This is a genomic window from Paenibacillus sp. P4_A7, assembly GCF_056402455.1.
The window spans coordinates 26,961-39,749 of the sequence record NZ_JBFUHJ010000021.1; the positions used below are offsets into that span (position 1 = coordinate 26,961).

The 12,789-nt window shown below is 47.4% G+C and carries 9 protein-coding genes and 2 pseudogenes; 6 read left to right on the top strand and 5 right to left on the bottom strand.

Annotation, left to right across the window (positions count from 1 at the left end; all coding sequences use genetic code 11):
* The first annotated feature begins 18 nt into the window (after nucleotides 1-18).
* Both AC1DWN_RS05575 and AC1DWN_RS05580 read left to right on the top strand, forming a co-directional pair.
* Complete coding sequence (locus tag AC1DWN_RS05575; RefSeq protein ID WP_477557939.1) at nucleotides 19-870, top strand: carbohydrate ABC transporter permease; 852 nt, start codon at nucleotides 19-21, stop codon at nucleotides 868-870.
* A gap of 68 nt (nucleotides 871-938) precedes the next feature.
* On the top strand, nucleotides 939-2,531 hold the full coding sequence (locus tag AC1DWN_RS05580; RefSeq protein WP_477557931.1) for an extracellular solute-binding protein: 1,593 nt from the start codon (nucleotides 939-941) through the stop codon (nucleotides 2,529-2,531).
* A gap of 628 nt (nucleotides 2,532-3,159) precedes the next feature.
* Here the strand turns inward: AC1DWN_RS05580 and AC1DWN_RS05585 are convergent.
* The 4 genes and pseudogenes from AC1DWN_RS05585 to AC1DWN_RS05600 all read right to left on the bottom strand — a co-directional run bounded on the left by AC1DWN_RS05585 (nucleotide 3,160) and on the right by AC1DWN_RS05600 (nucleotide 8,721).
* Nucleotides 3,160-4,392 carry an alpha-L-fucosidase gene (locus tag AC1DWN_RS05585; RefSeq protein ID WP_477557932.1) on the bottom strand — a complete coding sequence of 411 codons (1,233 nt, stop codon included), beginning with the start codon at nucleotides 4,390-4,392 and terminating at the stop codon, nucleotides 3,160-3,162.
* Between the two features lie 178 nt (nucleotides 4,393-4,570).
* Nucleotides 4,571-5,484, bottom strand: a pseudogene (locus AC1DWN_RS05590) (IS4 family transposase); the annotation flags it as partial.
* A 224-nt stretch (nucleotides 5,485-5,708) separates the two neighbouring features.
* Complete coding sequence (locus AC1DWN_RS05595; RefSeq protein WP_477557933.1) at nucleotides 5,709-6,959, bottom strand: response regulator; 1,251 nt, start codon at nucleotides 6,957-6,959, stop codon at nucleotides 5,709-5,711.
* Complete coding sequence (locus AC1DWN_RS05600) at nucleotides 6,934-8,721, bottom strand: sensor histidine kinase (protein WP_477557934.1); 1,788 nt, start codon at nucleotides 8,719-8,721, stop codon at nucleotides 6,934-6,936. The genes AC1DWN_RS05595 and AC1DWN_RS05600 overlap by 26 nt, the downstream gene beginning before the upstream one ends.
* 286 nt (nucleotides 8,722-9,007) lie before the next feature.
* Here AC1DWN_RS05600 and AC1DWN_RS05605 point away from each other — a divergent pair, with 286 nt between their 5' ends.
* From AC1DWN_RS05605 to AC1DWN_RS05620, 4 genes are all read left to right on the top strand, one after another.
* Nucleotides 9,008-9,904, top strand: coding sequence for an ABC transporter permease (locus AC1DWN_RS05605; protein WP_477557935.1), 897 nt, complete (start codon nucleotides 9,008-9,010; stop codon nucleotides 9,902-9,904).
* Nucleotides 9,905-9,927: 23 nt separating this feature from the next.
* Complete coding sequence (locus AC1DWN_RS05610) at nucleotides 9,928-10,821, top strand: carbohydrate ABC transporter permease (protein WP_477557936.1); 894 nt, start codon at nucleotides 9,928-9,930, stop codon at nucleotides 10,819-10,821.
* 80 nt (nucleotides 10,822-10,901) lie between these two features.
* Complete coding sequence (locus AC1DWN_RS05615; RefSeq protein WP_477557937.1) at nucleotides 10,902-12,194, top strand: extracellular solute-binding protein; 1,293 nt, start codon at nucleotides 10,902-10,904, stop codon at nucleotides 12,192-12,194.
* 12 nt (nucleotides 12,195-12,206) lie between these two features.
* Nucleotides 12,207-12,584, top strand: a complete 378-nt coding sequence (locus AC1DWN_RS05620; RefSeq protein WP_477557938.1) for a hypothetical protein — start codon at nucleotides 12,207-12,209, stop codon at nucleotides 12,582-12,584.
* Here the strand turns inward: AC1DWN_RS05620 and AC1DWN_RS05625 are convergent.
* Nucleotides 12,569-12,789, bottom strand: a pseudogene (locus AC1DWN_RS05625) (hypothetical protein); the annotation flags it as partial. The gene AC1DWN_RS05620 and the pseudogene AC1DWN_RS05625 overlap by 16 nt on opposite strands.

The following is a 12,789-nucleotide window of genomic DNA, read 5'->3' on the forward strand; positions in this document are numbered from 1 at the left end:
TCTAGAGTTTTCCGCTTAATGGCTTACCTGACCATTACGATTTTTGCTGTGCTCTGTCTATTTCCTTTCCTCCTGATCATTTCAGGTTCATTAACAGCCAATGAATCCATTATTCGTGACGGCTTTCACTTGATTCCTAAAGTGTTCTCGCTGGAAGGTTATGAAATGGTATTTACTTTTCCGACTCAGCTAATCAAGGCTTATAGTGTTACGGTTATTGTAACTGTGGTTGGAACGCTGCTGGGATTGTTTCTTATTACGATGGCAGGTTATGTTCTGCAGCGGAAAGATTTCAAGTATCGCAATCATTTGTCCTTCTTCATATACTTCACAACGTTGTTTGGAGGGGGGCTCGTGCCCTGGTACATCATGCTGACCACATATTTTGGGCTGACAGATACCTATAAAGTACTCATATTGCCTGGTCTTATGACACCTTTTCTCATTATTTTAATGAAGAACTTTATCAAATCTGCGATTCCAGAAGAATTATTCGAATCAGCCAAAATAGATGGTGCGAACGACTTTACAATCTACTACAGTGTCGTGCTGAAGCTTGCTATGCCTGGAATAGCAACTGTCGGTCTGTTCCTTGCTCTAACATACTGGAACGACTGGTTCATGTCTTCCTTGTTCATCAATGACACTAGCATGTATCAGCTTCAATACTACTTATACAACACGATCAATACGATGATGTTCGTTTCTTCAATGGCCTCTGGAGCTGGAGTAACACTAGGGCGAGAAATTCCGACAGAGTCGACCAAGATGGCGATGTCGATCGTTGTTACAGGACCAATTATTTTCTTATATCCGTTCGTACAGCGATATTTCGTGAAGGGATTAACGATTGGCGCGGTGAAAGGTTAGTACCGAAAGCAAACGTATAAAACTCGTATGCGATCGGCTGACATATAGCAATTAAAAGGAGGATTTACATGAAAAAAGGGAAAAGGATCGTCTTATCAGTTTTAACCTTGGTATTTTTAATCTCTATGATCATGACGGGGTGCAGTAACAATGCGAAGGAAACGGGGGCAAAACCACAAGAAAAAGATACAAACAATGCTGGAAGCAAGTCAACTTCTACACCGCAGGGGTCAGCTGGCATCGATACATCGAAGAGAGTGGAACTTCAGTTCTATATGCTTGGCGATGCACCAAAGGATTTGAAGATCATTGAGGATAAAATCAACAAAATGGCAATAGAAGATTTGAATGCTACCGTCAAATTCAATTTCACAACATGGACAGATTATGATGCGAAGTATAAGCTCCTATTGTCCTCAGGGCAGCAAGCTGACCTAATCTTTACGGCAGAGTGGGTGAATTACCAGTCCTATGCGAAGAAAGGTGCTTTCCTTGCGCTAGACGAACTTCTACCGAAGGCTGCGCCTACACTGCAAGCATTTGTACCGCAGGATATGTGGGAAGCAGTTAAGGTAGACCAGAAAATTTACACAGTTCCAGCGACCTGGAAAGAGTATGTAAATGATGGTATTGCCTATCGTGAAGATTTGCGCAAAAAGTATAATTTGCCAGTACCTCTATCCCTTGAAACACTAGAGCAGTATTTAGACGGTATTCGCGCGAATGAACCAGATATGAGACCTCTGGCAGATACTGAAATCAGTCATGTAGAGCCCGTCCGTCAAATGACAACTCAAGCAGTGAATACGAACGATAAAGTTCCATATGGACTTAACATCGAATATGACAAACTGAGAGACGTGACCTCCTATTGGGGCTCTCCGGCGCATTTGGAAACTTTGAAAATGTACAAGAGATGGTCAGAAAAAGGGTTCTTACCGAAAAATATGTTGAACATGAAAGACAGTGGTCATGATATATTTGCCGCTGGTAAAGCAGCAGTAATTTTAGGAAGTGAGAATCCAAACCGCTTTGCTGATTCTGTTGCCAAAGTGAAATCACTGCACCCGGATTGGGAGCTTGGTTATACTCCATATCCAAATATCAAAGTGTTCTCTTCACCGGCTCACCCGATTCATAATGGTTTTGCAATTCCACGTAGCAGTAAAAATCCAGAAAGAGCACTTGCTTTCTATGAGAAAATGGTTACTGATAAACGCTACAATTGGCTGACGCAATACGGTGTCGAAGGCACCAATTTTGAAGTTGTAGATGGAAAATACCAAATGCTTGGTGATGCTCAATCCAATGGCTTTTCAAGAGAAGGCATGAATGGATGGGCATGGAGAAATCCAGATTTAATGTTGTATGATAAGAGCTTTGACCAAGTGCTAGTCATGTTCGAAGAAATGGATAAGATAGCAAAACCGAATATTTTCCAAGGTTTCGGCGAGGATTGGACGCCTTATCAAGCAGAGAAGGCAGCCGTTGAACAAGTTGAAAAACAATATCTATATCCATTGAATGTTGGTCTAGTAGATGATGTTGAAGCAGGCTTGAAGTTATTTATGGAAAAGGCGAAACAAGCTGGTCTTGATAAAATTCAAGAGGAATACGCTAAGCAGTGGGTAAAGTATTTGGATGATGCAAATATAAAGTAAGCCAGTTTGAGAACTGGTATATAAAAAATATTTTTTAAAGTGTAGACTATTTCCTAGAAACAGGAGGTAGTCTTTTTTATGTTATTTAACTTTGCTTATTTAACCACATCAATTTTATTTTGAAATATGATCAGAAATGTAATTTGAATTACAATTTGGACTAGTGCCTGTGTTTTATAATAGGAGATGTCATAATCGGTATTTTCAAGAATTATAGATGAACAAATGGTTCCGAACAACATACCCTGTCAATCTCCAGACATTATTCACCGTCAGCAACAGTGAAGCAAAAGGAGTTATAAGAAGCTAGTCAGAGGTTATCTAGATCGTTCATTTAGAACAAAAGGAAATGTTATCCGAGCTGAGACAGTTGTGATGATATTGAACTTATTACAGCTAGAAAGCAAAATTCATGCTTTATTGCAGCCGGAATTAATAAGTCAAAAAACAAAATAAAACACGAAAAGCTCCGCAGGAGTTAATAACTCCTGCGGGGCTTTTCTACGTGGTCCATAGATAAATTACATCAGCTCAGAGGGCCCTGGAACACTTTACTTTATCCCACAGGCTGTCAGAAAAGCAAAAACTCCCTTGCGGCATAGCACAAAGGAGTCGGATTTGATTTTCCTTAAGATAAAACCGCGACGCGCACGACCAGATTGTCGCCATACGGATAGCCTGTTGCTTGGAAGCAGAGCAGCCCAGATTCGGGGTCGTGGGTAAATTTCAATTCCTCTTCATTATCCAGCCAGCGTACGCTTTTGACGGGGTGCTTGACGCCGGAGAACGATTTCGGGCCGGTGCCGCCTACGCCGGTCGTGACGCTCGCATGGCCGTCGATGGAGAGCAGGTGGATGAACAAGTAAGTGGAGCCGTCTTCCGTTTCCAACGCGAAATTGTCGCCTTGGCCTTTGATCGGGCTTGGCTTGCCTTCGTAAATCGGCTTGCCGTGCAGCGCCAGCCAATCGCCGATAATCTCCAGCAAGGCTTGCTGCATGAGCGGAATGCGACCACCCGCAGTCGGTCCAACGTTGAGCAAATAGTTGGAGCCGACTTTGCGGCAGGCGCAAAGATTCTCGATAAGCTCGCCCGTCGAGTTATAGTTAAAATCACGGTTACCAATACCCCAGTGGCGGTTCATCGTTTGGCACATTTCCGAGGATATGTATTTGCTCATACCGTCTCTATTCAATGGCGTAGGGCGACCTTGCTCGAATGTGACGCTGTCGATTTCTGGATGGCCAAGCGCGCCACGGTGATCAAGCCCAGTATTGTTGATAATCATCGCTTCAGGCTGCAACCTGCGGATCGTCCCGTATAGCTCGTCTAGTTTCCAATCGGCGTCCGGCTTACTCCAATTACCGTCGAACCATAATCCGCCGATTGGCCCGTAATGCGTGCACAGTACTTCGACGGAGGCGCGCAAATATTCCAGATACGCGTCGAAGTTCTCGTTGAAGCTCGGCTGGTACCAATCTAGTGTCGTGTGATAAAAGAAGGGAGTAATGCCAACTTTCCTGCAGCCGTTCACAAACTCGGCGACAAGGTCCCGCTTGGCCGCGCTGTGTGGCGCATCGAAATCGGACAAGCCCCTCGTGTCGTAGAGGGAGAACCCGTCATGATGCCGGGTAGTGAGTACAACATAGTTCATACCGGCCCGCTTAGCGATCATCGCGATTTGCTCCGCATCGAATTGCTCGGCTGTGAACGAGTCTTTTAGCTTGGCATATTCGTCCATCGGAATGTTCTGAATGTGCTGGGCCCACTCGCCTTGTCCCAAATGGGAATATAAGCCCCAGTGAATGAACATGCCGAACGCTTGCTTTTCGAAATTCGCAATTCTAGGTTCTGGAATCAACATCGTGGAATACCTCCTGATTATCGATCGTTATAAAGCCGGAGGATGTTTACCCTTCGGTCTCTTCTTTTTTCAACGCGCTGCATTTATTTCCCTTTATTTATTGCAAAATCTTCTTGATAAACAAGGCTTCTCACAGGTTCGAATTCGAACTGGGTGAGAAGTTTTTTTTGCTATCAAATACGTAGTTCATTAAAGCGATAACCCAATCTAATTCATTGACTTCGTCACATAGTTCCAAGAACAGACCACCGAGTGTACGCTGGTCGGTACTTTCCCGATGCTGACAGGATAAGAGAATATAACGTGAGAATACAATCGTGATATGGCTAATCAGTAAGTCGTTGGATAGTCCTTGAAACTCTTTTTGTAGTTTGAGCAGGGACTTGGCGCACTTAAAGAAGGTCTCTATATCCCAGCGGATGCCATAAATTTGGATGACCTCTTTTTCAGTTAGTGTGCTAAGCCATTCCTTTGCATGAGAACGATGTCTTACAAAAACAACAAACACGGGAATACCATTGCTTAATTCCGTGTGAATGGAACGTAGGATGCCTTTCTTCTGATGCGTAACGGTTGCCACGGTTTGGTTCATCCGAAAAGAGAAGTTGATCTCCTACTCGATAACGCTGTCTCGTTTAACCATTCCAATGACATCAAGTTCCTTTTGAACGATTTCGGTGATGAGAGGAGCATGCGTAAACCAACAGTCCATCAAAACGTAAGAGGCTGTCATGCAAGCTGAGAGCGCACGCTCGATCATAGCGGGAATTACTTCTGGAGCTGTATTCAGGGCTTCCAAACGTCGATTGTACCTGAAGTGCGTTTATCGATATTTCCATTAATTCTGTTAAGCGCTTTGGCTGAACTTAACAAAGTAAAGTCTGTAGGAATAAAGGTGTGGCCATCTGACCAACCCATCGTGGGCATGAAAGCCCTTATAATAACAATTTTGGGCATGATCCTTGAACCTGGCGGCAGTTCAACTTGCTTGCTCCGATTGCGTTCAAACATGGAGTCATCAATAACAAAAGCCGTTCTGCGTTTAGCTGAAGTGAGTTGATTGATGTTCATCACGGTCTCTGCACTAATTGTATGAGATCAACGTTGGCAAATTTTACATTGAGTGAAGAGACCTCTTCGAAGAATGAATCGGAGAGGTCTTTGTTTTTGTTTTGGCGGACAAAGATTGAACGTGAAGGGGAATATGATTTTTTCTGGATTTAGTGATATGAAATATCTCGTTCGGTTTTGGTGAATACAAGTATAGTTGAGCATTTGTCTTCAAATTGTACCGCGAATGCCATCGTTCCAGCCAGTCAGGCAGTCCCGTCGGACGTACCGGCCCATTTCTTGTAATCGGTCGGATAGAGACCTGTAAGCTTATGGAAGATGTTGGAGAAATATTGTACGTTGCTGAATCCGACCTTAATGGCGATATCGCCCGCTTTCATATGCGATTCGGCGAGCAGCCGCTTGGCGTTCTCGATGCGTACGCGGTTCAAGTAAGCGGAGAACATCTCGCCTGTCGATTTCTTAAACAATTGTCCGAGATAAGCGGCGTTGAAATTGAACTGATGGGACAACGTCTTAAGCGACATTTCCTCCGAATAATGATTGTCGATATACTTGATGATCCTGGTCATGATGGGGTGGGTGCTGTCAACTGCGCCAGATGGCGGAAGTCCGCGATCTTTCGTCCGGCAAGCCTCCCGATAGCTCAGGTGTACGGAGCGGTAGTCATGCACGGTGGATCCTAGCGAGATGGCAATATCGAGCTTCAAATAAGTCTTGACGTTCATTGCGCATGCTTCAAGCAGCTTCGCCAGTCGCTTCTGCTCCAGCGTATCTTCGCCGTTCCAGGCGAACAGCAGGATCGGATCGCCGTTCAAGCTGCTGAACAGCATGCAGTTGCCGTATCCCCCGACCGTCTCTGCACAAACGTTCAGAACGGCGAAAGAGAGCGGGCCTCGCTTGGTCTCTCCGTCAGCAGCTTCAGGCGCTTCCGAAGAAATCTGCCTCGAAGCGATATGAACATGGCCCGCCATATAGCGGTCGAAGTCCAGGTCGATATTGAGAAATTCGGCGCGGCTTAGCAGCTCGTCGTTTCCGATATGGCCGTTGACCCATCGGTACAAAATGTTCTCTTTCACGATGCTATAATTTTGCCTGTTCTGAATCGACAAATGCAATTCATGCTCGAGCTTATCGATCGTATTCAGCAGCGTGCTCGACAGCTCTTCCTCCTCAAGTGGCTTGAGCAGGTAGTTTTCAACGCCATGGACGACCGCTTTCTTGACCAGCTCGAATTCGTCATAGCCGCTCAGCACGATGAACTTGAGGTTCATGCCACGGCTCTTGGCCCGTTCGATCAATTGCAAGCCGTCCATCCCGGGCATCTTGATATCGGTTATGACGATATGGATCGTATCTTGCTCTAATATGGCCAGAGCTTCCTCGCCGTTGCTCGCTCTCGCGACGATTTCGGCGCCGTGCTCCTCCCAATCGATAACATATTGCATGCCTTCCAGTATAAGAGGCTCGTCATCCACGATCAGTATCTTGTACATAGTCCTTGAGCTCCTCCTTTGATTTCGCCTTGATGGTTACTGTAACCTCGGTCCCGATCCCTTTCCGGCTTGCGATGCCGATCCCACAATCTTCCCCGAACAGAAGCTTGATGCGCGATTCGACGTTTTGCAGGCCGATACTGCCAGCTACGTAGGCGTGAGGCTGATTCAATTGCTCCGTTACGGTAGCCAGCCGCTCCTCGTCCATTCCTTGCCCGTTGTCCGAGACGGCGATGACGATATATTCGCCCGATTGGCGGCCTCTGACGGTAATGACGTTGTTGTCTTTGCTCAGGTCGTTGCTGTGCGCGATCGAATTTTCGATAATCGGCTGTAGCATGTGCCGGAATACGGCGTAGTCGAGTATATTTTCCTCCACGTCGAAGACGATGTCGAGCCGCCCTTGGAACCGGATATAGTAAAGCTCCAGCAGCGATTGGCAATATTTCATCTCCTCGCGGATCGTGATGATCATTTCTTCCTTTATGCTGCTTCGGAACAGCTTGGCTAATATTTTGATCATTTGGCCGGTCTCGGTATCCCGGGAGCTTAGCGCCTTCATCCGAATCGCTTCTAGCGTATTGTATAGAAAATGCGGGTTGATCTGCGACTGCAGGGCGTATAGCTCGGCCGTCTTCTGCTTCAGCTCCGAATCTTTGCGTCGCAGATCCAGCACGAACTCGCGCTTAATATATTCGTCCAGCCGCTTGCTCATCAGATTCAAATTCCGCGCAATAAGTGCGACTTCGTCATTTTGTCCCATAACCGGTTTGGCGGTGAGGTTGCCTGTCTGAATCTCCTTAATTCGTTGCTGCACGTCCTGCAGCCGTTTCGAGAACCTGGTCGTGCTCAGCACCGTCAGTAGTATGGTGACCAGGAGGCATATGGACCCAGCGGCAAGCACCATCTGGGTAATGCGGTTAATGCCCTTGTTCAGCTCATCCAGCGGAATGATGCCGACTGTGACGAAGCCGTATTCGTCATTCTTGCTGACGTTGACAATAGAACGCTTGCGGTCGATAACAGCCTTGTCCGACGATTGCTGCACTTGGTCCCAGTAGGGGAACGGCCGTGCGTAATGAGTTCCGGACGAGTCGTAGATGACGTCGCCTTCGGGCGTCAAGACGAGCAGGGTACCGATCAGATATTTCTGGTATTGCTCATACGCGCGCTGGAACGATTCTGTGTCATACGTCAATATCATGTAGCCCGCGTAATCGGCGGGGTTGTCCACGTGCCGGATGTAGTCGTATATGCCATACATGATCATGGAGCTGCCGTTGTTCGTTGCCGAGAAAGCCGGCAGAAAGTACGTCTTTCTCCCGTTGATGTTCGAAGGAACGTTGGTTTTCAGAAGATCGCGGATTTGTTCGAAATAATTGTCCAGTCTTACGCCCGACACATACCGCGTCGTGTTGATCTCGTAATCGAACACGCGGTTCGACATGACCATTTCCAAGATGTCGGGATCGTAAGGAAGAGCGGTATTCATCATATAGCGGTTTATATACGCCGCTCTTTCTCGCTGTTCATTCATACTGCCGGAAGAGGAAGACGATGACCCGTCTGAGCTCAACGCATTGAACGCCTCATACAGCGTTTCCGTTTTAACGAAGCTGTTTTTGATATACAGGTCGGTCATCATTTTTTTTAGGTATTTGTTCTGGTCGTGGAAATGATCGCTCACAAGCTGCAACACCTGATTGTTGTAAGTGATCGCCTGCTCCCGAAGCAAACCGGTTATGCTGCTTACGATGATCATGATAAGAATACCTACCGTTACGATGATGATGACAGAGTACATAAGAAGCAGTTTATTGAAGAAACGGTTTCGAATATATTTGTTGAACAAGGAGCGCACCGTTTTCGCCACCATCCGTTCTCGATATGAATTGGAATCGCCTTGGTTTAGAAATTTGACAAGAAAGTTTTCTTTCCTGCTCTATATCGGATCATCCTATAGTTTTTATAAAGGAACTGCAATCTTTACAATTGTAAGCGTTATCCGTCTGCTCCTATAATTTGATTTATAGAAAGGAGCGCCGCTGATGAACATGAAAAATAGAGTCAATATGCTTTTGCTGGTCCTACCGTTTATCGCTTTGGTTTTCGTCTTTAACTATTTGCCACTATTCGGATGGTCGTACGCTTTCGTCGACTATGCGCCGGGCGTTCCTCTGCTGGAGCAGGATTTCGTCGGCCTCAAGTATTTCAAGCTTATTCTGGACGGGGGCAACGACTTCGGCATTGTCATGCGGAATACGCTTGTCATGAGCTTTCTCAGCCTCCTGACCTCTCCGCTGCCGATCGTATTCGCGATTATGCTGGCGGAGATAAGGAGCCGCATTTTATCCAAGTGGGTGCAAACAGTCACCGCGATCCCCCACTTTATATCGTGGGTGCTCGTGTATGCGATCTTCTTTACGTTCTTCTCACTGGAAGACGGGGTAATCAACAAGCTGTTGATCGGGATGGGGTTGATCGAGACCGGCACCAATATTCTTGGAAGCGATGGATACGCTTGGATCTTTCAACTGATGGTGTCCATCTGGAAAGGAACGGGGTGGGGGGCGATCATCTACTTGGCCGCCATTGCGGGCATCGACCCTGAATTGTACAACGCGGCCGACATCGACGGTGCCGGACGGCTCCAGAAAATATGGTACATTACCGTTCCAAGCCTGATGCCGACCTATTTCGTCCTGCTCCTCTTGTCCATTTCGGGTATGCTGAGCAACGGCTTCGAGCAATATTATGTGTTCCAGAACCCGCTTAACATCGATAAGCTGGAAGTGCTCGACACGTATATTTACAGTCTTGGAATCGCGCGTGCCGAATACGCCTTCTCGACCGCGATCGGCATATTCAAGTCCGTTGTCAGCATTATTCTGTTGTTATTCGCCAACTGGCTATCGAAGGCGGTTCGGAAGGAAAGCATCATTTAAGCGGAAGGAGACAGACAATCGTCATGGTCAACAAATGGAAAGAACCGCTTTATCAATTCGTCAACTCGGGTACGCTGCTCGTATGCGCATTCTTGTGCGTTTATCCATTTTACTACATTATCGTTAATTCGCTCAGCGATCCGGCTGAAAGCGCCAAAGGTGTCTACTTCTGGCCGCAAGGGATAACGCTCTCGTCCTATGAACAGCTGATGCAAATTCCGAGCATCTTCCAGAGCGTTTTCATATCCGTGGCGCGAACATTCGTCGGAACGATTATCACCGTGTTCTGCAGCGCGTTCGTCGGTTACATGGTGACGAAGAAAGAGCTGTTGTTCCGCAGCGGCATTTACCGCTTTATAATTATTACGATGTTTTTCAACTCGGGCCTGATCCCATGGTACATGCTTATGAAGATTCTGTATCTGAAAAACAACTTTTTATTATATGTGCTGCCTGGAGCGGTATCCGCATTTTTCATCATTTTGGTCAAAACGTATATTGAATCGCTGCCGGCTTCTTTGGAGGAATCCGCTCAGATCGACGGGGCGGGCGTCTGGACGATTTTCACCAAAATCATTTTCCCGTTGTCGTTGCCGATTATTGCCTGCATTGCCGTATTTACTGCTGTGGGCCAGTGGAATTCATGGGCAGACAACTTTTATTTGGTCACTGACAGCAATCTGAACACGCTCCAGTACTTGCTGTACACGAACCTGAAATCGAATATGGCCGACATCATGCGGACGAGCGCTTCGGGTACGACGCAGGGGGCGGCGCTGGCAAGCAGCGGCAGAGTGACGCCGATGTCGATCCGGTATGCGATGACGGTCATCACGGTCATTCCGATTATGCTGGTGTACCCGTTCATGCAGAAGTATTTCGTCAAAGGCATTATGCTTGGAGCCGTTAAAGGCTAAGCGAAGGATTAAACCTGCTTTGTTGAGCTGCCTCGATAGAGGTTTTCTCATATCTAGTCAAAAAGAGAGGGGTATTGGGCATGAAGAAGAAGATAGTGGCAGGATTAGCAGTCATGCTGGCATTGACGACGGTTATTGGATGCTCGAATGGAAACGGCGGGAACTCGAATCCGTCAGCCGGTTCGAATGAGACCGGAGGGGAACAGAAGAAGACGGTCACGCTCAAAGTCTCGGCAAGCATTGCGGCGGCGGAGCCGAATGGGGTGATGCAGAACCCTGTCGCGAAGAAAATCGAGGAGGAGCTTGGCATTAAGATGGACATGACCGCTGTCGGCGCGGACTTCGGCGAGAAGCTGAACGCAATGATTGCGAGCAACGATTTGCCTGATCTATTCTGGGTTCCGGACCCGAGCAAACAGATTCCGATGATGGTCAAGGCGGGACAAATTCTCGAGCTGGATGGGCTGCTCGCCGAATACGGCGACAACATAACGTCGGACCCAAGCGGCCAGGCTATGATCGAGCTGCAAAAGAAAACGGTCAGCCCGGATGGCAAACTGTATACAATCGGCATGCTGCGGGGAGCGACGACGGGAGGCACCCAGCCGCTCGGAGCCAACTTTATAAGGTGGGATCTGTATAAGCAGCTTGGGTATCCAAAGCTCGAAAATTTCGACACAGACCTGCTGAACGTTCTGGCCGAAATGCAGAAGCTGGAGCCGAAAAACAAAGACGGGCAGAAGGTGTACGCGATGGGCGGCTGGTTCGCGGACGGCCAAGGCTGGGGTGACTGGCCGATCACTTACACCTTGACGTTTACGGAGGGCAAAGGTTATCTGACGAGTGATCGGACGGTTTACTACGATATCGCAACGAATGAGATTTCGCAGAACAACGACTTGAAGGACAAGAACGGTATGTTCTGGCGCACGGTGAAATTTTACAACAAGGCGAACCAGATGGGTATTCTCGATCCGGAATCGTTCACGCAGAAATCGGACAAATACGAAGAGAAAGTGAAGTCTGGCCGCTACCTGTACAACGTGCCTGGTTGGCTCGTCACGGACATCAACAACAGCTTCGAGAAAGCGAGCATGCCGGATAAGGGGATGGTGGCGCTGCCTCCGATGAATACGGACGGATTCATGCTCATTAACAATTTGGCTCCCGGCGGTCGGACGTTCGCTATTTCCAAAAACGCCAAGCATCCGGAGAAGGCGATGGAGCTGTTGAATTGGCTTTCCTCCTACGAGAACGCTCGTACGGTCTGGAATGGGCCGGAAGGCGAGAATTGGACGATGGAGCAGGGCAAGCCGGTGCCGACGGACGAATATTTGAAGCAGAGCGCAAGCGATCTGGCGTTCAACAAGTGAACGGGAGCGCTAATGTATCATCACTTCGTCGGGTTCGGCGCAGGAGTCGTAGATCCGGCAACAGGCGTGCCGGTCAACCTGTATGAATGGTCGGATAAAGCGGTCAGCGGCCAATTAAAGCCTGTTCATCAGGACATGCTTGAGCATTACAACGCAAATAGCCTGTTCGAGCTGTATTCCTCCAAAGTGAAGGTGTACCAGGAGAACAATGTCATTAAGTTAAGTTCAAAGACAAGACCGGGAATAAAAATGGAATCCGAAACGGCACGGGAAAAAGCCCTGTGCCGTTTGTTTTTTTGTGCAAGCAAGGAAAAAAGCGTACAGCAAACAAAGCGGATGGAATATCCGCTTAAAAAATGTTCATATGAACCGAATTATGCTACTCTGTAGACGAAGCTAACAGCTGATTTATAGCGAATTTTGCGCGTATTCTGCTGCCCTGGTCGAATGGGTCGAATCGGCAAAATGTTTTTGCGAATCAGTGCTTCAACATCGGGCAGGAATTCATCGTCCCTTGGGCGTAGGAAATGTCTACAAACATGAACGGCGACCGTGAAGTTGACTTGGTATTGGTACCGTTTATCCATTTGGGAAA